The sequence below is a fragment of the Amycolatopsis japonica genome (assembly GCF_000732925.1).
Classification (GTDB): Bacteria; Actinomycetota; Actinomycetes; order Mycobacteriales; family Pseudonocardiaceae; genus Amycolatopsis; species Amycolatopsis japonica.
Map to the genome: position 1 here is coordinate 7,000,837 of NZ_CP008953.1, position 21,114 is coordinate 7,021,950.

General features: G+C 67.8%; 20 protein-coding genes. 8 read left to right on the forward strand and 12 right to left on the reverse strand.

The genetic code is table 11. The features are described 5' to 3' along the window. Positions 1–33: 33 nt before the first annotated feature. Positions 34–645, forward strand: a complete 612-nt coding sequence (locus AJAP_RS32185; RefSeq protein ID WP_228694676.1) for a TetR/AcrR family transcriptional regulator C-terminal domain-containing protein — start codon at positions 34–36, stop codon at positions 643–645. On the opposite strand, the gene AJAP_RS32190 is transcribed toward AJAP_RS32185, so the two are convergent. Continuing rightward, on the reverse strand, positions 596–1,258 hold the full coding sequence (locus AJAP_RS32190; protein WP_038518502.1) for a response regulator: 663 nt from the start codon (positions 1,256–1,258) through the stop codon (positions 596–598). The two genes, AJAP_RS32185 and AJAP_RS32190, sit on opposite strands and share 50 nt — an antisense overlap. Then, entirely contained in the window at positions 1,255–2,787 is a 1,533-nt protein-coding gene (locus AJAP_RS32195) for a sensor histidine kinase (protein ID WP_038518505.1), read from the reverse strand. Before AJAP_RS32195 ends, AJAP_RS32190 begins: the two co-directional genes overlap by 4 nt. A gap of 132 nt (positions 2,788–2,919) precedes the next feature. Here AJAP_RS32195 and AJAP_RS32200 point away from each other — a divergent pair, with 132 nt between their 5' ends. The 5 genes from AJAP_RS32200 to AJAP_RS32220 all read left to right on the forward strand — a co-directional run bounded on the left by AJAP_RS32200 (position 2,920) and on the right by AJAP_RS32220 (position 8,185). Then, entirely contained in the window at positions 2,920–3,888 is a 969-nt protein-coding gene (locus AJAP_RS32200; protein WP_081976006.1) for a Bug family tripartite tricarboxylate transporter substrate binding protein, read from the forward strand. Beyond that, a complete protein-coding gene (locus AJAP_RS32205) occupies positions 3,885–4,379 on the forward strand; it encodes a tripartite tricarboxylate transporter TctB family protein (RefSeq protein ID WP_037346191.1) in 495 nt (164 codons plus the stop codon). Before AJAP_RS32200 ends, AJAP_RS32205 begins: the two co-directional genes overlap by 4 nt. After that, positions 4,379–5,896: a tripartite tricarboxylate transporter permease gene (locus AJAP_RS32210; RefSeq protein ID WP_038518508.1), complete on the forward strand. Its 1,518-nt coding sequence runs from the start codon at positions 4,379–4,381 to the stop codon at positions 5,894–5,896. The genes AJAP_RS32205 and AJAP_RS32210 overlap by 1 nt, the downstream gene beginning before the upstream one ends. 121 nt (positions 5,897–6,017) lie before the next feature. Next, the gene (locus AJAP_RS32215; protein ID WP_038524306.1) at positions 6,018–6,572 is read left to right on the forward strand and encodes a hypothetical protein; all 555 of its coding nucleotides are present in this window, start codon (positions 6,018–6,020) and stop codon (positions 6,570–6,572) included. A 167-nt stretch (positions 6,573–6,739) separates the two neighbouring features. Further along, positions 6,740–8,185 (forward strand): DUF1996 domain-containing protein, encoded by a 1,446-nt coding sequence (locus AJAP_RS32220; protein ID WP_148311734.1) that lies wholly within the window; start codon positions 6,740–6,742, stop codon positions 8,183–8,185. Positions 8,186–8,385: 200 nt separating this feature from the next. On the opposite strand, the gene AJAP_RS32225 is transcribed toward AJAP_RS32220, so the two are convergent. From AJAP_RS32225 to AJAP_RS32250, 6 genes are all read right to left on the reverse strand, one after another. Continuing rightward, positions 8,386–9,075: a hypothetical protein gene (locus AJAP_RS32225; RefSeq protein WP_037346187.1), complete on the reverse strand. Its 690-nt coding sequence runs from the start codon at positions 9,073–9,075 to the stop codon at positions 8,386–8,388. 121 nt (positions 9,076–9,196) lie between these two features. Next, positions 9,197–9,898: a Crp/Fnr family transcriptional regulator gene (locus AJAP_RS32230; RefSeq protein ID WP_037346186.1), complete on the reverse strand. Its 702-nt coding sequence runs from the start codon at positions 9,896–9,898 to the stop codon at positions 9,197–9,199. Positions 9,899–9,927: 29 nt separating this feature from the next. Further along, entirely contained in the window at positions 9,928–10,293 is a 366-nt protein-coding gene (locus AJAP_RS32235; RefSeq protein WP_016331763.1) for a hypothetical protein, read from the reverse strand. 50 nt (positions 10,294–10,343) lie between these two features. Next, positions 10,344–10,865, reverse strand: a complete 522-nt coding sequence (locus tag AJAP_RS32240; RefSeq protein WP_038518512.1) for a hypothetical protein — start codon at positions 10,863–10,865, stop codon at positions 10,344–10,346. Between the two features lies 1 nt (position 10,866). Further along, on the reverse strand, positions 10,867–12,621 hold the full coding sequence (locus AJAP_RS32245) for a substrate-binding and VWA domain-containing protein (protein ID WP_038518515.1): 1,755 nt from the start codon (positions 12,619–12,621) through the stop codon (positions 10,867–10,869). A gap of 36 nt (positions 12,622–12,657) precedes the next feature. Next, complete coding sequence (locus AJAP_RS32250) at positions 12,658–15,279, reverse strand: P-loop NTPase fold protein (protein ID WP_038518518.1); 2,622 nt, start codon at positions 15,277–15,279, stop codon at positions 12,658–12,660. Between the two features lie 138 nt (positions 15,280–15,417). Here AJAP_RS32250 and AJAP_RS32255 point away from each other — a divergent pair, with 138 nt between their 5' ends. Beyond that, positions 15,418–15,969, forward strand: a complete 552-nt coding sequence (locus AJAP_RS32255; RefSeq protein ID WP_038518521.1) for a snapalysin family zinc-dependent metalloprotease — start codon at positions 15,418–15,420, stop codon at positions 15,967–15,969. A 49-nt stretch (positions 15,970–16,018) separates the two neighbouring features. Here AJAP_RS32255 and AJAP_RS32260 read toward each other — a convergent pair whose 3' ends face one another. Continuing rightward, complete coding sequence (locus tag AJAP_RS32260) at positions 16,019–16,198, reverse strand: ferredoxin (protein WP_037346172.1); 180 nt, start codon at positions 16,196–16,198, stop codon at positions 16,019–16,021. A 5-nt stretch (positions 16,199–16,203) separates the two neighbouring features. Next, complete coding sequence (locus AJAP_RS32265; RefSeq protein ID WP_038518523.1) at positions 16,204–17,406, reverse strand: cytochrome P450; 1,203 nt, start codon at positions 17,404–17,406, stop codon at positions 16,204–16,206. A gap of 183 nt (positions 17,407–17,589) precedes the next feature. Here AJAP_RS32265 and AJAP_RS32270 point away from each other — a divergent pair, with 183 nt between their 5' ends. Beyond that, on the forward strand, positions 17,590–18,510 hold the full coding sequence (locus AJAP_RS32270) for a MarR family transcriptional regulator (RefSeq protein WP_038518526.1): 921 nt from the start codon (positions 17,590–17,592) through the stop codon (positions 18,508–18,510). A gap of 175 nt (positions 18,511–18,685) precedes the next feature. Here the strand turns inward: AJAP_RS32270 and AJAP_RS43245 are convergent. Together AJAP_RS43245 and AJAP_RS32285 are read right to left on the reverse strand one after the other, a co-directional pair. After that, positions 18,686–19,506, reverse strand: a protein-coding gene (locus AJAP_RS43245) for an IS5 family transposase (protein WP_456061776.1) whose coding sequence is annotated in 2 segments (ribosomal slippage) — positions 18,686–19,164 and positions 19,164–19,506 — 822 coding nt in all. Because the reading frame shifts where the segments join, the coding sequence is not laid out codon by codon here. A gap of 167 nt (positions 19,507–19,673) precedes the next feature. Then, the gene (locus tag AJAP_RS32285; protein ID WP_038518529.1) at positions 19,674–20,897 is read right to left on the reverse strand and encodes an HNH endonuclease signature motif containing protein; all 1,224 of its coding nucleotides are present in this window, start codon (positions 20,895–20,897) and stop codon (positions 19,674–19,676) included. Between the last annotated feature and the right edge of the window lie 217 nt (positions 20,898–21,114).

Sequence of the window (21,114 nt, forward strand, 5' to 3'; positions counted from 1 at the left end):
TCAACTTCGATACGGACCGGCGAAGGTGTGCGCATGGTCGTGAGACGGGATGGCTACGTTCGAGCCGCGCTGGAACTCCTCGACGAGGTCGGGCTGGACGGACTGAGCCTGCGCAAGCTCGGGGAGAAGCTCGGCGTGCGCGGTCCCGCGCTCTACACGCATTTCAAGAGCAAGCAGGCGTTGCTCGACCAGATGGCCGAAACGATGCTGGACGACCGGCTCGCCCCGCTCGACGATCCCGCGGCGATGGACGACTGGGCCGAATGGCTGGCCAGGCGCGCTCGCACCATCCGCGCCACGCTGCTGTCCTACCGGGACGGCGCCCGCCTGCACGCAGGCTCCCGTCCGACCGGCCGGTCGGCGATGACACCGCTGATCAAACCGTTGCTGCGGGCCGGTTTCGCCGAGGAGGACGCGACGCACGCGATCCTCGCGATCAGCCGGTACACCCTCGGCTGCGCGATCGACGAACAGCAGCACGACGAGGGCGACCACGACGAGGATCCGGCCGCCTCGTTCGAGTACGGCCTCGCCCGCCTCATCGCCGGGCTCCGCGCCGACGTCGCGCGTTCAGAGGACGAAATGCGGGGAGGGGTCACGACCAGAGATAGCGGCGTTCGGGCCGTCCCGTCCCGCCGTACTTGAGCGTCACCTCGGCCTTCCCCGTCGCCACGAAATGCTCCAGGTACCGGCGCGCGCTCACCCGTGCGACACCGGTCGCCTCGGCGCATTCGCTCGCCGACATCCCGCCGGCCGCGCCCCGCAGCGCGTTCTCCACCAATCGCGCGGTCTCGGCGGTGAGTCCCTTGGGCAGCACGGGTTTCGCGCTCGGCCGCGCGCCGAAGACCTGGTCGACGTCGGCCTGCCCGGCCTCGGCGAGCCGGTCCAGCCGCCGGTGCAGCGACGCGAAATGAGTCAGCTGATCGCGCAGCGACGCGTACTCGAACGGTTTGATCAGATAGTGCAGGACTCCGCCCCGCATCGCCTGCCGCACGGTTTCCACGTCGGTCGCGGCGGTGATCAGGATGACGTCGACGTCCTCGGTCGCGCGCAGTTCCCGCAGCACCGAAAGCCCGTCGACATCGGGAAGATAGACGTCCAGCAGCACCAGATCCGGTTTCAGTTCCCGCGCCAGGCGGATCGCGTCGGCGCCGGTGTGCGCGACCCCGACCACGGCGAACCCCTCCGTGCGCGTGACGTATCCACTGTGGACCTTCGCGACCATGAAATCGTCGTCGACGACGAGCACCTTGATCATCGCGGCAACCTCGCCGTGAACACCGCGCCGCCGGAGTTGTGCACCTCGACCGAACCGCCTCGCCGCACGCACGCCTGTCGGATCAGCGCGAGCCCGAGACCGCGCTGGCCGTGCGCGGCGGCCTTCGTCGTGAACCCGTGCTCGAACACTTCCTCCGCGATCTCCGGGGCGACTCCCGGCCCGGAATCACGGACCTCCACCCGCACTTCGTCCTCCTCCTGCCACACGCCGACCTCGATCCAGCCCTGTTCCCCACCCAGCGCGTCCAAGGCGTTGTCGACGAGATTTCCCAGCACTGTCACCAAATCCGTGGAAAGGGCGTCTTCGACGCGATCCAGTTCGCTGTCCGGCGCCATCCGCAACCCGACCCCGCGTTCCGCCGCGAGCGACGCCTTCGCGATCAACAGCGCCGCCACCGCCGGGTCACCGACGCGCGAGCCGACCTCCGCGCGCCACTCCCCCTGCGCCGAGCTGATCCGGCTGACGTAACCGCGAACCTCTTCGTATTCCCCGAGTTCCAGCAGCCCGGAGATGGTGTGCAGCCGGTTGCTGAACTCGTGCGCCTGCGCCCGCAACGTGTCGGTGGCGTGCCTGCTGGCGTCGAGTTCGTCCCGCAGGGTCATCAGATCGGTGCGGTCCCGCAGGGTGACCACGGCTCCCCGCACGTCGATCGGCATCCGGTTCAGCGTGAGCACCTTCCCCTGCCGCAGCACGATCTGGTCGGCGCCGGTCGCGCGGCCGGTGAGCAGGTCGCGGATGCGTTCGTTGAGGTCGAGGTCCTCGACCGACCGGCCGACGGCGTCGTCCGGCAGCGCCAGCAGTTCGCGCGCCTGGTCGTTCACGAGGGTGATCCGGTGCTGCGGATCCAGGCCGACGACGCCCTCCTTGATGCCGTGCAGGAGGGCCTCCCGGTTCTCGACCAGCGCGGTGATCTCGTGCGGTTCCAGGCCGAGCGTCTGGTTCTTCACCCGCCGCGCCAGCAGCAGCGAACCGCTCACCCCGATCACCAGCGCGACCCCCAGCACGCGCAGGGCGTTGTCCGGCGACTCGAGCACTCCGGCGAAGAACCCGGGCGACTTCGAGCCCGCCGCGACCATGCGGACCACCTTGCCGCCCTTCTCGTCGAGCACCGGGACGTGCGCCACGATCGAGCCGTCGAGTTCGCCGACCCACGACCGTCCAGAGAGGACGGTGCTGTCGCCGAGGTCGAGCAGCGTGCGCACCTGCCCCGGATCAGGTGACGCGAGCACATAACGGTCCGCTCCCGCGATCACGACGAAATCGACCCCGGAGAGGCTTCGCGCGGTCTCCGCGGGCGCGTTCAGCTCCCACGGGCCGTTGTCGAGGTCGCCCACGATGCCCTGCGCGGCGACACTCTCCGCGACCGACAGCGCCCGGCGTCCCTCGGTCGTGCGGAAGTTGTTCCCCGCCTGGACGACGGCCAGCACGCCCACCGCGCAGAGTAGGCAGCTGACGACTACCAGTTGCCACACGAGGAGCTGGCGGGCCAAGGAACCCCGAGCACCCATCGCCACCTCCTCGTGACCACAAAGAACAAAAGAACCCTTAGGCGTCTAAGCGAGACATCTCTGTTTACACGAGTGCAACATGTCCAACCACGCGGCAGAGAGGCGGGGATCACAGTGAAGCCCAGTAGCTGGTTGGCCATCGCGGCGGCGCTCGTCGCCGTTTTGCTGGTGCCACCGTTGCTCACCCCGGGCAGCGAGGCCGACGAGGGCTCGCAGATCCGGTCGTTGCGGGTACTCGTGCCCAACGCGCCCGGCGGCGGTTACGACATCACGGCGCGGACCGCGACCAAGGCCATGGAGGACGCCGACCTGCTCGGCAACGCGGAGGTGTTCAACCTCCCCGGCGCCGGCGGCACGGTCGGTCTCGGCCGCACGGTGGCCGAACGCGGCAACGGCAAACTCGTCATGTCGATGGGGCTCGGTGTCGTCGGCAGCGTGTTCACGAACAAGTCGCCGTCTTCGCTGCTCGACACCACACCGGTGGCGAAGCTGATCGAAGAGTCGGACATCGTCGTGGTCGGCAAGGATTCGCCGTACCAGAACATCGGCCAGCTGCTCGACGCCTGGAAGCGGGACCCGGGCGCGGTCCAGGTCGGCGGCGGCTCGTCCCCCGGCGGGCCGGACCACCTGGCGCCGATGCTGATGGCGAAGGCGATCGGGCTCGCGCCGAAGACGGTCAACTACGTCCAGTACGACGGCGGCGGCGAACTGCTCGCCTCGGTACTCGGCGGCAAGGTCGCGTTCGGCGTCTCCGGTGTCGGCGAGTACCGCGACCAGATCGCGGCGGGCACGCTCCGGGTCCTGGCGGTGACGAGCGAGAAGCGGCTCCCCGGGATCGACGCGCCGACGCTGACGGAGTCCGGTGTGGACGTGAAGTTCACGAACTGGCGCGGCATCGTCGCGCCGCCGGGTATCACCGAGTCGGACCGGGCGAAGCTGGTGAGCCTGTTCGAGCGGTTGCAGAAGACGCCGCAGTGGCAGGAAGCCTTGCAGCGCAACGGATGGACCGGCGCGTTCGCGCCAGGTGAGCAGTTCGGTTCGTTTCTCAAAGAGGAGAACACTCGAGTGGCAACGGTGCTGAAAGAGCTGGGTCTGGCATGACCACGTGGCTGAAAGGGCGCTCCGAACTCGGCGTGAGCGTGGTGCTCGTGGTGCTCGGCGTGCTGGTGCTGACCGACGCGCTGAGCATTCCTACCGACTTCGCCCAGCGCGGTCCCGTCGGGCCGAAGGCGGTCCCGGTCCTGGTCGGCTCGCTGCTGCTGATCGTCGCGGTACTGCTGGCGCGCGACGTCCTGCGCGGCGGCAAGGGCGAGGCCGAGGGCGGCGAGGACATCGACCTCACCGCACCCGCCGACATGCGCACGGTTCTGTTGCTGTGCGGTGCCTTCCTCGCCAACGCGGCGCTGATCGGCCTCGTCGGGTTCCCGATCTCGGGCGCGATCCTGTTCTGGGGCGCGGCGTTCGCCCTCGGCAGCCGCAACCTGGTGCGTGATCCGCTGATCGCGGCGGGCATGTCGGTCGTGACCTTCCTGATCTTCAACAACCTGCTCGGTGTCCCGCTGCCCGGTGGCCCGTTGATGGAGGTGTTCTGATGCTGCAGCAACTCATCGACGGGTTCGGCACCGCGCTGACCCCGACGCACCTCGCGCTCGCCGCGCTCGGTGTGCTGCTGGGCACCGCGATCGGGGTGCTGCCGGGGATCGGCCCCGCGATGGCGGTGGCCCTGTTGCTGCCGGTGACCTACGGCATGGAGCCGACGGCGGCGTTCATCATGTTCGCCGGCATCTACTACGGCGGCATGTTCGGCGGCTCGACGACGTCGATCCTGCTGAACACCCCGGGTGAGAGCTTCTCCGTGGTCGCCGCGATCGACGGAAACCCCATGGCACGCAAGGGCCGCGGCGCCCAGGCGCTGGCGGCGGCCGCGATCGGGCATTTCGTCGGCGGCATCCTCGGCACGATGGCGCTGGTGCTGCTGGCGCCGATCATCGCGAAGTACGCGGTCGACATCGGCGCGCCCGACCTGTTCGCGATCATGGTGCTGGCGTTCATCGGGGTCACCTCGGTGCTCGGCAACTCGCGGATCCGCGGTGTCGCGTCGCTGCTGATCGGCCTCACCATCGGGCTCGTCGGCCTGGACGAGATGACCGGTCAGTCGCGCCTGACCTTCGGTTCGCTGCATCTGGCGGACGGGATCGACGTGGTGATCGTGGCGGTCGCGCTGTTCGCCGTCGGCGAGTCGCTGTGGGTGGCCGCGCATCTGCGGCGCAACACCTTCAAGCCGATCCCGGTCGGCAGGCCGTGGCTCTCGCGCGCCGATCTGAAGCGGACCTGGAAGCCGTGGCTGCGCGGTCCGGTGATCGGGTTCCCGTTCGGCGCCATCCCGGCCGGCGGCGCGGAGATCCCGACGTTCCTCTCGTACCTGACCGAAAAGCGGCTGTCGAAGCACAAGGACGAATTCGGCAAGGGCGCCATCGAAGGCGTCGCGGGTCCGGAAGCGGCCGCGTCGTCCTCGGCGGCGGGCACGCTGGTCTCGATGCTGACGCTGGGCCTGCCGACCACCGCGGTCGCGGCCGTGATGCTGGCGGCGTTCCAGCAGTACGGCATCCAGCCGGGTCCGCTGCTGTTCGAACGCGAGTCGAAGCTGGTGTGGGGCCTGATCGCCTCGCTGTTCGTCGGCCTGACGCTGCTGCTGGTGCTGAACCTGCCGCTGGCGCCGCTGTGGGCGAAGCTGCTGCGCATCCCGCGGCCGTACCTCTACGCGGGCATCCTGTTCTTCGCCAGTGTCGGCGCGTACGCGGTCAACGCGGACATCTTCGACCTGCTGGTGATGTTCGTGATCGGCCTGATCGGGTTCGCGATGCGCCGCTACGGATTGCCGGTGCTGCCGGCGATCATCGGCGTGATCCTCGGCCCGGCCGCCGAACAGCAGATGCGGCGCGCGCTGCAGCTCAGTGACGGCTCGCTGACCGGGCTGGTCAACACGCCGTTCGCGATCGTGGTCTACGTGATCATCCTGGTGATCCTGTTCTTCCCGGTGATCAAGCGTTTCCTTCCTGCCCGTCCCACCGCTCCCGAGGCGGAGCCCAAGGACAAGGTCGACGCCTGACCAGCGGGAACCCGGCCCGGCCTCGACTGCCCCGAGGCCGGGCCTTTCTCCCTCTCCGGAAGGAGGGAACTTGTCCGCGCGAGTGATCTTTCCGGCGCCTCACGGCGACAGGATCGGCCTCATGCAGATCCTTCATCGTCCTCCGGCCGTCAGTGACACCGAACGACCGGTTCCCCGCTGGGCGATGCGCCTGGCTTACGCGCTCCCCTGGCTCCTCCTGCCTTCGTGCCTGTGGCGGCTGCCCTTCGCCGTGCATTTCGAAATGGGCCAGATCCACGATCGCGAGATGCCGGACTACTGGCTGAGCGTCCCGTACGTCCTCACGCTCAGTGTGCTTTCCGAAGTGATCGCGCTCCTGGCCATCGGGCTGGTCCGGGGCTGGGGCGAAGTGGTGCCCCGCTGGATCCCGTTCCTCGGCGGCAAACCCGTCCGGCCCCTTGCGGCAGCCGTCCCCGCCGTGGTCGGCGGCTTGATTCTCACAGCGCTCTTCAGCTCGATCCCCCTCGGTGACGGCCATCGGCTCGGCCTGTTCGGCGTCGCCGAAAACGTCGCTTACGTCAACGCGGGCTGGGAAACGCTGGCCGCGATCTGCACCGCGCCACTCGCCCTGTGGGGACCGATCACCATCGTTCTGGGGCTCGCCTACCACCACCGCCGAAAGGTAACGAAAGCATAACGGCGAGATCGCTTTTTGAACCGCCTCTCGTTCGGGGCCGTTTCAGCCAACACGGAGTCAGTGACGCCGGCACTCCCGGCGACGCATCCCCCGGGCTCCGGGCAACGACACCGAACGAGGTGAACAAGTTCATGCCCCGTAACCAAAGATCCGCCGGCCGCCACCGCATGGCGCGCCGCACCAAGGTCGCCACGGGCGCCACCGCCTTCGCCATCGCCGTCGGCGGGATCGTCGTGGTCACCACGACCGGAACCCCCGACGCCGCCAGGGCCGACGGCGCGGACAAGTCGTTCTTCATCGACATCACGAAGGTCCCCCGCGGCAACAACGTCAACCTCGACCTCGCGAAACGAGGCGCACGAGGGACGTTCACCGTGGACTGCGGCCGCAACGAGAACGGCCACTTCAACGGCGACAACTTCATCGCGCAGCCCGGCGTCCGCAATGGAGCCGAGCATCTGCACGACTACGTCGGGAACCTTTCGACCAACGCGGATTCGAACAACAAGAGCCTGCTGCGCGCGGGCACCACCTGCAAGAACGGGGACAAGTCGGCCTACTTCTGGCCGGTGATCCGGATCAACACCGAGGAAGAGGAAGAGAACGAGGCCGCGAACGAGGAGAAACTCGCCGCCGATCGCGTCGACGCCGCCAAGGACGAGGCCGCCGCCCAGGTCGACTGCCCCGACGTCGCCAGCGAACTCAGTGAACTCAGCGAAGTCCCCGACCAGGCCGTGCCCGCGATCGACGAGAACCTCGACAAACTCGACCGGGAGTCCGAGAACGCGAACAACCAGCTGGCGCAAGGAAAACAAGCCGGCCAAGTGCTCGACGAGCTGAAGAACAAGCGGAAGCCGTCGATCAAGCAGATCGGCGACACCATGCGGCAGGCCGGCCAGCCGGTCGCGAAGAACGAAGACCAGCTCGCCGGCTGTGCCGTGAAGCAGAACGGCAAGGGCGGTCTCGACAACGGCGGCGACAACAGCAACGTCAACGCCGCCGGTGACGCCGAGAAGAAGAAGTCCGACGGCAAGGCGGCCGACCTGCCCGGCGTCAACGACAACAACGAGATCGGCAACAACGAAGGCGAGATCCAGCGCGCCGAGAAGGTCGACCTGACCTTCACCAGCGGCGGCGCCCGCCGTGTCGTCGCGATGCCGAAGTTCCTGCGCGTGCTCTACGGCGACGCCAAGCAGAGCACCAACGGCCCGGCCAACGCCCGGCCGAGCTGGACCTGCACCGGCTTCGAGGACCGGCTCACCGAGCTGTACCCGATCTGCCCGCGGGGCAGCAAGGTCACCCGCGTCCACTCGTTCCCGAACTGCTGGGACGGGAAGAACACCGACAGCGCGAACCACCGCACGCATATCGTGTTCTCCGACCGCAACGGGAAATGCCCGCGTGGCTTCAAGAACGTGCCGCAGCTGCGGATCACGCTGGTGTACAACATCCCGTCGAACATCCAGGCCGCCGGGCAGTACGCGGTCGACGCCTTTGCTCAGGAGAAGCACAACCCGCGCTCCGACCACGACGACTTCGCGAACGTCATGTCGCAGCGGCTGATGAACCAGCTGGTGAGGTGCATCAACAGCGGTAAACGCTGCCGACAGTGACTCAAACTCGTGAGTGGCGAGGACGGTTAGAACCGTCCTCGCCACTCACGAGGTCTCTGCGAGAGGGCGCGGCGGGGATGACCCGCGCCCCCACCCCCCGCGCCGGGGGTCCGGTTCCCGGCCCGGCGTAGGGGTACCGGGCCGGGAACCGGCGAGCGATACGGTTTTCCCTCCCTGGAAACCGGACCGCCCGGTCTGGGTCAGGCCGTCGTGGACAACCGGCTCACCCGGTCGAACACGAGCGGCACCGCGACGGCGGGGTTCAGTTCGGCGAGGACCGCTTCCGCGTCCAAGCCGGGCAAGTGGATCCACGCGCTGTCGGCGAAGTCCGGGGTGGTGACGCTGATCCGGGCGCAGCGGGCGGGCGGGACCAGCGCGACCCCGAACGGCTCGACCACGTTGCGCCACACGGATTGCGAGACGATCATCCCGGCGCCGAACTTGTCGCCCGTCGGATCCGAACGGCACCAGTAGCCCACGGCGTCGTTGAAGGTCGAGGCGCACAGCAGCCGGGTCAGCGTGATGTACGTGCGGTGGTAGCGGTGGTTGTCCGCCATCGGTCCCATGTGGACCGCCACCCGTGCCCGCATCGGCACCCTGGCGTAGCGGTTACGGGTCCGGAGCAGATGGTCCAGGTGGAACGCGACCTCGCAGAGCTGCCCGACGGCGTGGTCCGGATACGCGACCATCAGCCCATCCCCGGTCTCCCGGAAGTGACGCGCTTCCCCCGGGGCGAGCCCCACCGCGTTGAACGAGCGGGAAACCAGCGTTTCCATCTCGGTCTTCATCGGGTCCAGCAGGTCGTCGCTGGCCTTGGACGAACCGACGATGTCGACGGAAAGCACGGCGTGGGTGTGCGCGTTGTATCGGCCTGAGGTCAGCACCTGCATCTCTGCGACCCCTCCCCTGATCGGTGAAAACTGGCGGCAGGAAGCAGTGTTCCCACTCCTCACCGGAAGTTCTGTTCGGAACCGAACAAAACGTGACCTCGCGATGGTCAACGCCAGTGAGCTAAGTCACACCTTTTTCCGTGATCACCCGCAATGCCTCGCGGTCGATGACGGTGATCGCACGGCGCGAACTGGCCACAACTCCCGCCTTCCGGAGTTTGTCCAGCGCCTGCGCGACCATGGTCCGGCCCATCGGGATGAACTGCGCGAGTTCGTCCTGGCTCAACGGGATCCCGATGCGCCAGCCGGCGGGTGTCCGGATGCCACAGACGTCGACCAGGTAGTCCAGCCGGGTCGCGACCCTCGCCACCGCCTGCGGTTTCCACGACTGGGTCCGCTGACGCTGGGCGAGCACGAACCGCCGGGCGACGCTGACGAGCACTTCGCGCATCGCCGCCGGATGATCCAGCAGGAACCGGTTGAACTCGCTCGCCGCGATGCGCCGGACGTGCACCTCCTCGATGGCGACCACGTCGGCCATCCGGATACCGCCCGCGATCACCGCGATCTCGCCGTGCAGATCGCCGGGCACGCCGACGTCGAGGATGACCGTCGCGCCCATCCGATCCGCGCTGGTCACCTTCACGTAGCCGTACCGCAGCAACATGACGAAGTCGCCGGGCTCGCCCGCCCGCATCAGCGCCTGTCTGGCCTCGTAGGTCTGCGGGGTCCCCATCTCCAGCAACCGGGCGCGGACGGGTTCGTCCAGTCGCTCCAGGAACGGACGTTCTCTCTCTTCGGCGGCCTCTTGGCCCAAACCCACGAAACACCCTCCCAGGCAGTCGTGAACACCTATCGCGGAGAGTAACCGAGTCGGCCACCCGATCCGGCGGCGGAACCGTCGTGGGTGGTGAAGATGCCCAGCCGGACCAGTTCCGATCTGATCCACTCGGCCAACCGGTGCAACGGCCCGTCTTCGGCCTCGACGAAATAGCTGTCCACGATCTGGTGTCGCCTATCGGCGTGCTTCGCCGCATAAAGCAGCGCTGACCGTACCTCCGACACCTTCAGCGGAGCGACCTTGATCCCTGGAGCGGGCCGCACGGTGCTTTTGGCGGCCATCACCGCCAGCACGGCCTCCTCCAGGCTGAACCGGTGCTCCACCGGCACGACCACATGTTCCACGCCCTCGACAACCCGGCGCCCGATCAACGGCATGCTGTCAGATCAGCATGGCGCACGGCCGTAGTCTGTTCGGCACCGAACACTCACCCCGGTTCGACCGCCGCGAGAGCGACTTCGAGCCTTTCCTGGTACAGCCTCATCCGCTGGACGAGCACCACCCCGACCGGGGTCCCGTCCCGCACGTGCCGCTCCAGCCTGTCGGTGATCTGGCTCGTCTCGTCCCTCAGCTCGTCGACTTCCGGAGTGTTCCGGTTCTTGTGCTCTTCGAGTCGCGCCGCCGCCCGCCGGAAGGCTCCGGAAAGCTCCGTTTCGCCCGGCCGCAGCGTTTCGATGGCCGTCAGCGCCCGGCCGAGCAGGCTGAAGTGATCGTGCCGGACGGGCTGCGGCGCACGCTTCTTTTCCCGCGCCTCCCGCACCGGCTTCCGTCGTCGGCCGTTCAGCACGAAGAACGCGGTTTCGGCCGGGACCAGCACGGCCAGCGCGGCGGCCGCGCCGAAGAGCCAGGCCTGCGGATGCGGGTAGGTCACGGCGCGGCCGATCATCCCGGCGATCAGGCCCAGCACCACCGCGACGACGTGGAACGGCCGGTTGTCGTACTCGGCCATGTCAGAAGTTGCTGAAGACGTTGACGAACATCTTGTCGATGCCGTACGGGTCGACGGCCTGATAGCTGCGGGCCTTGGACTTCTGCGCGATCTCGTCGAGGACGCGGCTGTCGGCCTGCGCGCCGTAGGCCATGGTGAAGATCCGGACGGAGTTGTCCAGCCGATCGGCGTCGACGTTCTGCAGCACCTGCTCCTTCGTCCCGGCTTCGGTGTTCTCTCCGTCGGTCAGGAAGACGACGGCGTTGATCAGGTTCGGATCGAACTCCCGCCGCATCTTGTCGTTGGCCGCCATCACCGTCTGGTACAGCGCCGTGTCCCCTCTCGGGGTCAGGTTCTCGACCAGCTGGAGCATCGGGCCGCGGACGTTCTTGACCTTGCCGATCGGCATCTTCTCCTCGTACCCGTCCGAAAAGGTCCACAGCCCGACCTCGTCCTCGGGATGCAGGTACTCGAGTTGTTTCCGGATCGCGGGTTTCAGCAGGGCGATGCGGCTCTCGGAATACGGTTTGTCCTTGCGGTTCTTGTCGAACGGCTCGTTCATCGAACCGGACAGGTCCAGCACCAGCAGGATCCGGCCGCGCCGCTGCGTGTACTCCCAGCCGTCCAGCATCTTCTGGATCTGCTCGCCGGTGGGGACGCCGATCTTCGGGGGTTCCTGGGTCCCCTGGGTGCCCACGATCCCGGCCAGATCCGGCCCCGGCCTGCCATCCGGGTCGCGGAACCCGAGATCGCGGAACCGCTTCTGCTGCCCCTCTTCCCGCAGGAAGGCGTAGAAGTCATCGGCGGCGGCCTGCTGCTCCGGCGACGCGCTCGCGGTGGTCAGGAAGGGGTGGTCGATCAGCATCGTCCCTTCCTTGGGGTGCACGGCGACCAGCGGGCGCAGCGGGGCGACGGGGTTCGCGTTCAGCTGCGCCGGATCCCCGGTCGGCACGCCGCGGTTGTAGAGGTAGACCATCTGCTCCTGCATCGCCATCGCGCTGATGTAGGGCGTGGGCTTCTTGCGGTCCTCGTCGTACAGCGTCTTGAGGAAGGCCACCGAATCGTCGCTGTAGTAGGCGACCGACGCCTCGATCCCGCGGACGAACTGCACGGTCTCCGCGGTCCCGATCTTGCCGTAGTCGCCGCCGGTCGCGGCGAAGTAGGTCGCGATGGTCGCCGCGAGCCCGGACGTCGACCGCCGCGGATTGTCCTTGCCGAGCGTGAAGTTGCCCCACTTCGCGTACTCCGCGCCCTTCGAGGCCCAGCCACCGTCCCGGTTCACCTGCAGGACGTCATTCCAGCCGAGGGTCTTTTCCGGCCAGCCCATCGCCTTGGCCATCGGTTCCGGCATCGCGATCACCATCGGACTGGTCGCGAGCGACGTCTTCGGCCCGGCCTTGATCCGCTCGCCCTTCCCTCGCTGCCGCAGCAGATCGAGCCAGAGCGAGGAACTCGGCATCCAGACCTGAGGCTCGGGCTGGTGCTGGTCGATGTCGTTCCAGCCGTCGGCGATGAGGTCGAGCGTGGCGCCCGAGGTCTTCTTGTGCGGGTCGACCTTCGCGCACTTGCCGCCGTCGAACGTCCGGCCGGTCTCGTTGTACCGCGCGGCCAGTTCGGCGATCAGATCGCCCTTCTCCGTCGAGGAACTGGTGACCAGCCGGACGCAGTCGGACCTGGACGCGTTCGACGGCGCGGTGACCGTGGTCGCGAGCAGGACGATCACGAGCGTCCCGACGAGCGCGCCGAAGACGAGCGAAAGCCAGCCTGATCTCCGCATGCGCCGCCCCCTAGCCGTCGTAGCGGGCAAGTGTAGCTACAACGTGAATCCCGGTTCCGTCTCCTCGGTCACCAGATCGTAGGTTTCGAAACTGAAGCGCGCGAGCGTGCCCACCCAATTCCGATAAACCTGTAGATCATCGAAGGATTCGACGTCTAGCCGCCATTCAGGTGGAAAGGCGTCGCGCGACGATTCTTCGCCGGAAAGCGCGATGAACGTCGCACGCGCCGCCTCCGGATCGGCGACCAGCAGGGCCAGCAGGACGAGCACGGCGCGATAGGGGCCGGCGACGAACGCCTCCAGCTCCGCGTCCGGGATGCCGATGCGGACGAGCCGGTAGAGGTTGACCAGCTTCCGGATCTCGCGCGGCGTGTGCAGTTTCTTCCGCAGCACGTGGACGAAATCGCGTTCGACCTCGGTGAGCCGCAACCGATCCGGCCGCATGTTGTAGAACGTCGGCGGGGCGGTGTCCTGGACCACGACCTCCACCTGTTCACCGCGTTCGGGGGCGCTCTCGTCCTCCGGCCATTCTTCGTGCGCGGATGCCCGCGGTCCCCGTTCCTCGATCGGCATCAGGGCGTCGATGAGTTCGTCCGCCGCGCTTCCCATGGGGCGCAAGGCGAACACGATCTGGAAGATCTTGTCGAGATACTCGGTCCGGCTCGACTCCCCCGCGCCGAACAGCTCTTCGTGGTGCTGGTCGAGGCAGCGCCGCAACCATCGCGGGTCGACGGCCACCACCACGACGAACGCGGGCAGGGCCAGCAGCAGATGGACCGCGGCCAGCACCTCGATCACCTTCGACGGCGGGCAGCGGTCGAGGTCGTCGATGTAGAGCACGATCCGTTCCAGCGGCGGCTTGCCCTTCCCGCCCGCCCGCAGCCACTGTTCCCGCGCGTCGGCCAGATCGGCGCTCAGGTCCGCGAGATCCTCCCGGACCCGGGCGAAAACCCCTTGATAGTCCCCGTATCGGCCGGACTTCGCCTCTTCGATCAGATCGCCGAGCCTGCCGGCCGCGTCCAGCCGCCGAAGCCGTTCCTCGGTCTCCCGCACCTCGGTCTCGAACCGTTCCGCGCGCTTGTCGACATCGTGCCGCAGTTTGTCCAATGTGGACTTCACCGGCGCGAGCGCGGCCCTGGCGGTGGTGAGCGCCGGGGTCAGCACGGCACCGAGCGCGACGACGGCACCTGCGGCGGCGAGGATCGCGTTGTGCCACAACGCCCAGCCGGTGATCGCCATGGCGATGCCGAGCACTCCGGCCAGCGCGTAGCCCGCCACCGCGAGCCGTCGCCGCCGTCGTTCGGCGCGGTCCACCCCGGACACCAAGAGCCGCCAACGCCACGTGAGCGGAGAGTCCGCCTTGACGGCTTTCAGCCCCGCGAGCCGGGTCCGCAACGCTTCGCGTTCGGCGTGGACCTCACCGGCGTCCGCATGCGCCTCGGGTGCGCCGAGGTTGCGGAACAGATGGTCCACCAGGCCGACCCACAGATGGTCGTCGTGATACTGCCAGGCGTTGAACCGGATCTGCCGGATCTCACCGGCGAACACGCTGTTGGCGGCGTCGCCGCGGGACCGGGTGGCCAGCTCGGCCACCCGGTCCGTCACCTGCCGGACGAAACTCGATTTGCCGGAGCCCCAGGGCCCCAGCAGCGCGACGCACAGGGGCGGGCTGGTCTCACGGTCGGCGATGACCGCGGCGAGGGTGCGCACGTCGTCGTGGAAGCCGATCAGGTCGACCGGACTTTCGACGTCGGGCGTGATCCGCGGCCGCGCCCGGCCCGGTTTGGGCTCGACGAAACCGGTGCCGTCGATCTGGTTGCCGAAGCGGTCCCACACCCGGATCGTGCGGTCGTCCCCGACCGTGACGACCTTCTCGTTGCCCGCGGTGCAGGCGATCGCCCAGACGTTCCCTTGATGTCCCTCGAGGAGCGTGTACTCCCGCGGGTCGTCGATCTCGCGGACGCGGACCTCGCCGTCGGAACCGCCCGAGAGCACGAGTTTGCCGTCCACCCCGAAGGCCAGCGCCCGCACCACCCCGGTGTGCGCGGGGAAGACGAGGGCGGAATCGCCCTTGCGCCGCCACAACCGGACCGTCTCCCCGTCGGCGGACAGCACCTGCTCGCCGTCGGGCGAGATCGCGATCACGTGGATCGCGCCCACCCCGCCGAACCGGTAGTGGGAAACGACTTTCCCGTTCCACAGCCGCACGCCGCCGGCATCGTCCCCGGCGACGACGAACCCGCCGTCCGGGGTCACCGCGACCGATTCGATCTCCGGGCCGCCGGTGCGCAGACCGCGCACCGTCCCGCCGTCCAGCCGCCGGACCTCGACGGCGCTCCCCGCGCCGGACACCACGGCATCCTTGCCCACCGCGACCGCCACGGCCCGCTTCGTGGTCTGGACCTCCGGGGGATGCGCCTCGGCGCCGGTGATCCGCCAGCGCCGCACCGTCGCCCCATCGCAACCGACCACGTACTGACCCGAGATACCCACCGCCAGGACCGGCCGATCATGGCCGCTCAGCGTGAATCGCTGCTTCCCCGTCTCCAGGTCCCAGACCCGGACCGTCCGGTCCGCGCCCCCGGTGACCAGCCGGTTTCCCTTCACCGCGACCGCGAGGATCGGTTCTTCGTGTCCGGTGAAACGTGCCGTCGTCATAACGGCACAGTCTTCCGGTCGCGTCAAGATCATGGTTAACGACAGACGACTATCGGCGGGTACCCCGAGCGCTTCGACAGGTTCAGTGTCGACACTGCTCCGAAATTCCAGCACGCCTTAGACGCGAGGAGTTCAAACGTGCTTCGACGTACCTTCGCCGCGGTGCTCACCGGCGCCGCGCTCTCCATCTCGGTGCTCACGGCACCCTCCGCGGGTGCCGCCGAGATCATGGCGACCACCCTGACCTACGACGACAGCCAGGCCGCGGAGTTCAAGGACGCGGTGGCCGCCGGCGTCAACGTCTGGAACACCAACGTCACCAACGTCCGTCTCGTGAAGGCGACGCCGGGCCAGCGGGTCAACATCCGGATCATCGCCGACAACGGCTGGCCGCGCGCCACCCTCGGCCCCGTTCGCCCGAGCGGCACGGTCACCGTGTGGTACGGCAGGCAGGCCGTCCAGCAGGGCTACAACAAGACCCGCATCGCGTCGCACGAACTGGGCCACAGCCTCGGCCTGCCCGACGTGAAGCCCGGGCCGTGCTCGTCGCTGATGTCCGGCTCGACCGGCGGCGTCAGCTGCGCCAACGTGAACCCCAACGCCCAGGAGAAGGCCAGGGTCCAGCAGCTCTACGCCGGCACCGCCGTCCAGAGCGCCGACGCGGGCAAGGTTCTCGCGGAAATCGGCTGATCCCCGCGCCAGGGGGTGCCCGCCCGGCACCCCCTGGCTTGGGTGTTCTTCAGGCGTTCGCCGTGATCGCCGCGGCCGGGCACAACTGCACGGCGTCGCCGATCTCCGCCGGATCGCGGTCCAGCAACCGGACCCGGCCGTCTTCCTCGTCCTGCGCGAACACCTCCGGCGCGGTCAGCACGCACATTCCGGCGCCCACACAGCGTTCCCGGTCCACTTCGAGCCTCATCGCGATCAGCTCCAGGCCACCGGGAGCGCGTACACCCCGTAGATGTCGGAGTCCGTCCGCATCGGGATCTCGTCGGCCGGAACGGCCAGGCGCAGCTTCGGGAACCGGGCGAGCAGCCCGGTGAAAGCGACCTTCATCTGCACACGCGCGAGCTGCTGACCGAGGCACTGGTGCACCCCGTGCCCGAAAGAGGCGTGCCCGGCTGCGTTCCGCCGGATGTCGAGCCGGTCGGGTTCCGGGAACTTCAGCGGATCGCGGTTGGCGGCCTGGGCCGAAAGCGCGACCGCTTCCCCGGCTTTGACGAGCTGCCCGCCGATCTCGACGTCTTCGAGCGCGGTGCGCGCCCCGGTGTGCGTGATGGTCAGGTAGCGCAGCAGTTCCTCGATCGCGCCGTCGATGAGCTCCGGGTCCTCGCGCAGGGCCGCGAGCTGGTCAGGGTGCTGGAGAAGAGCGAAGGTGCCCAGCGCGAGCATGTTGGCCGTGGTGTCGAGTCCGGCTCCCAGCAAGAGGAATGCGATGCTGGTCAGCTCCTCGTCCGTGAGCTCCGTGGTCGTCAGCTCGCCGAGGATGTCATCGGTCGGCTCGGCCCGCTTCGCCACGATGAGCTTGTAGAGGTACTGCCCCAACGCGTCGATGGCGGCTCCCTGCTCCTCGGCCGAAGCGTCCGGCAGGTTCAGCGGCATGACGTTGCGGCGGAAGAACTCGTGGTCCTCGTAGGGAACGCCGAGCAGCTCGCAGATCATCAGCGCCGGAATGGGCTGCGCGAAGGCGGGCACCAGATCGGCCGTCGTTCCCTGGCGCTCCATCGCGTCGAGGTACTCGGTGGTCACCTGCTCGACCCGCTCGCTGAGCAGCCGCATCCGGCGGACGGTGAACTTGCCGGTGAGCAGCTTGCGGTAGTGGCCGTGTTCGGGATCGTCCATCTTGATGAACATCCCCGGCGCCGCGGGCGGCATCTCCATCATCGCGGCCGCTCCCGGCAGCGGCGAGTGCATCAGCTCCTGCCGGGCACTGAACCGGGGATCCGCGAGGACCGCCCGCGCGATCGTGTGGCCGGTCGCGAGCCAGCCTTCGTGCCCGTCGGGGAACGTCAGCCGGACGAGCGGGTGCTCGTCACGCAGCGTCCCGAGCTCGGCGGGCGGGTCGAACGGGCAGCCCTTCGGGCGTTCCAGGGGCAGCTCGGTGAGATGTGGGACCGAGGTGGTCATTTCTGTTCCTCCCAGTTTTTACCGATGCCCAAAGGCTACGTTGCATTCAGATTCTCTTCAAAGCTACGGACTGGCTTTTTTGCCGTTCTTGCTGGTAGATTTCCGTAAATCGTTGCAACGATCTTGTCGGTGAATGCAACGGCACGTTGCAATGATCTGCGGGTGAACGCACAGGAGGTGCCCATGCCGGGCGGCAGACTGACCCAGGAGGACCGTCGGCTGATCGCGACCTGGCTCAAGGACGGCCTCGGTTACGCCGAGATCGGCCGGCGGCTCGGGCGTCCGACGTCGACGATCAGCCGTGAGGTCGCGCGCAACAGCGGCCAAGCCGGCTACCGCGCCGAAGAAGCGACCAGGGTGACCGGAGAACGCGCGCGTCGCGGCAAACCCCAGCCGCGTGCTGTGCCCGTCGTCGAAAACGGCTACGGCCGCGACCCCGAAGCCGTCCGCGCCTTCGAAACCGAGTTCGCCGAGATGATCGTCGCGACCGGCCTCCCCCGCATGACCGCGCGGCTGCTCGCGTGCCTGTCCGTCAGCGACAACGGCGTACTCAGCGCCGCCGAACTCGCCCAGCGGCTCCAGGTCAGCCCGGCGTCGATCTCGAACGCCGTCGCCTACCTCGAATCCCAGGCGATGCTCCGGCGGGAACGGGACGGACGGCGCGAGCGCTACGTCATCGACGAGGAAATGCCGCAACGGGTGTGGAACGAAAGCGTCCGGTCCAATCAGGAATGGGTGCGGGTCTCACGCCGGGGCGCCGAAGTCCTCGGCACCTCGACCCCCGCGGGCGCCCGCATGGACGACCTCTCCCGATTTCACGCGCGTATCAACGAAATCATGCTCGACGACCGGGTCGCGGTGTTCGCCGGTGACGCCTTGACCGTACTCGCCGCCCTTCTGCATGCCGGCCGCGCGCTTTCCGTTTCGGCCCTCGCGGACGCGCTGGGATGGTCGCTTGATCGGGTTGCGGCGGCTTTGCTTGTGGTGGAGGAACATCCACATATCGCCGGGCCGGTGCGGGTGGATTGCCGTGGTGGGGAGTATCGGGCGGTTCCTTTGGTGGAACGGCTCACGGTGGGGCAGTTGGCGGCTTTGGGGTGTTGAGGGTTGGGGTGTTGAGCTGTTGGCGATTGCCCCGTCGCCGCTTTCCGGTGACGCTTCGGACGGTGTGAGTTGACAGCTTCAGGCGAACGTCCAATCCTCTGCGCATGACCCGCTTGTTGCCGCATTTCGGCAACGCACCGGAACAGCGGGACTTCTCAGCTCCGACTAAGGGGTCCTAACAGATTGAGTGGGCTTTGAGTCTGCGCCAGCAGATGATGGCGCAGCCGAGGGTGAGGAAGGCTTCGTGGATGTCGTCGCGGATCTCCCAGCGGATGCGTAGCCGCCGGAACCAGTGCAGCAGGGCGAAGGCGCCCTCGACGACCCAGCGGTGGACGCCGAGGCCGGAGCCGTGTTCCTGGCCTCGGCGGGCGATGAGAGGTGTGATTCCCGCGGCGCGGACAAGCTTGCGGTACTTGTCGTGGTCGTAGGCGCGGTCGGCGTAGAGCCGTTGTGGCCGCCGGCGGGGCCGTCCACGGCGGCCCCGCACGGCTGGGATCGCGTGGATCAGCGGCATCAGCTGGGTGACGTCGTGCCGGTTCCCGCCGGTCAGGGTGGCCGCCAAAGGAATACCGGTTCCGTCGGTGATCACATGGTGTTTCGACCCGACACGGGCTCGATCGACCGGGCTGGGGCCGGTTTTCGGCCCCCTTTTAACGCCCGCACATGCGATCCATCAACGGCTGCCCGTGACCAGTCCAGCTGGCCCGCCGCGTGCAGCTCCGCCAGCAGCAGCTCGTGCAACCGCTGCCACACCCCGGCCTCGGTCCAATCCCGCAACCGACGCCAGCACGTCATACCCGACCCATAACCCAGCTCTTGGGGCAGGAACTCCCACGGGATCGCGGTATAGAGCACGAACATGATCCCGCACAACGCCTTGCGGTCGTCCAACCGCTTACGCCCCGGATGCCTGAACCGACGCTCCACCTTCGGCAACAACGGCTCGATCCGTTCCCACAGACCGTCATCGACCTCCCACGGACGCCGCTGTCCCACCAGCCCACCCCTCACAGACGATCACCGAGACACGGCATCAAACCACACCCCAAGATCATTCTGTTACGACCCCTAAGTCCAGCCCCCGTCACACACAACTCGCCTGTCGCCGTATTCCAGCGACAGGCCGGAACGCCGAAGCCCCGTTGCCGTTTTCCGGCGACGGCTCAGAACGGTGGCGGCTCGTCGACTGCCGGACGGGGTTCGTGCAGGGGCGGTGGTGTGCTGTCGTAGCGCTGCCCGGTGGGTGTGGTGATCGTCAGAGTGCCGTCGGATGCGAGGTGGTAGGTCCAGCCGGGTTCGTCCTTCAACCGGTGATCTCGACGGCAGAGATCGATGAGATCAGTGTCGGCGGTATGCCCGCCGTGCTGCCACGGCACCACATGATCGATGTCGCACGCCTGCGCCGGACGATGACAGCCAGGTCTTCGGCATTCACGATCCCGCACTCGCACGAACTCGGCCAAACCCGCGCTGGGCCGGTACCTGTCCCGGCCGAGATCGAGGATCTGCCCGGACAGCGGATCGGTGATGATCCGCCGCAGCACACTGTTCCCACCCGTGGCGATCTCCCTGGCCAGCGTGGCGGGGATCGTGCCGTGCCCCGCCAGCTCCGCCGGATCGTCGTTCAGGCCGAGATAGGTGAACAAATCCATGTACAGGAACACTTCGCTACGTTCGCTCGCCCCGCCTTGACCGCCGAGCAAAAGATCGAGCGCGACATCCGCCCGTAACTGGTCGAGAGTACGAGTCTCGCCACCGGTTCTGAGAGCGCGTGCTTCGCGGTCGATCCGCTGATAAGCAGCAGCGACCTTCTCCACCGGCCCATCCTCGACCTCGATCGACGCCACCCCTGTCTCGCCCTGCCGCAACGTGAGACGACGACCTTCGCGATGCCGCTCGGCCCGTTTACCGGCGCCCTCGGGATCGATCGTGTTCGCAGCATGGTTGGCCGCCTTCCGGACCTGATCCGGGTTCTTGTCCCCGATCCGGTCTTCCAGCACGGCGTCGACCGCACGGGCATCTTCGTCGGACAGCCACGCGGTGGCCGTCGCGACCTTCATCGCACTGAACCCAGCCAGTTTTCCCTCGTCCATCAGATTGAGCGTGCGGGGCAGGCGGGTGGTCAGCGCGTCCGCGGCGGCGACCAGTGCACCCGCGTGATTGTCCGTGACAGACAATGCGAACGCGACCTCCTGCGCCACACTCCGCACGCCCTCACGATGACGGTTCAGCTGCGCCAACGCCCGGAACCTGACCGCTTCCAGGCGTGCGATCCCGGCCGACGCGGCTTGCGCCAACGCGACGGAATCCTTGTCGTCCAACAGGATCGCGGCATCGTTCACCGCGGCCAGCACCTCGGGATCGGTGAGGCTTTCCAAGAGCGCCACAGGCGCGGAATGAGTATCCACCCCACGAACATACGACCCACCACCGACAATTCCCGACCCCACGAGCGGCAGACGCATTGCCGATTTTCGGCAACGCACACGACATCAGTATCACCAGCCAATAACGTGAAACCAATTCCAGCAATGGAGAAAGACGCGTAGACGCCGTCGCCGTTTTTCGGCAACGAGCCTCCTCAGCGCGAGGACTGTCCACCAT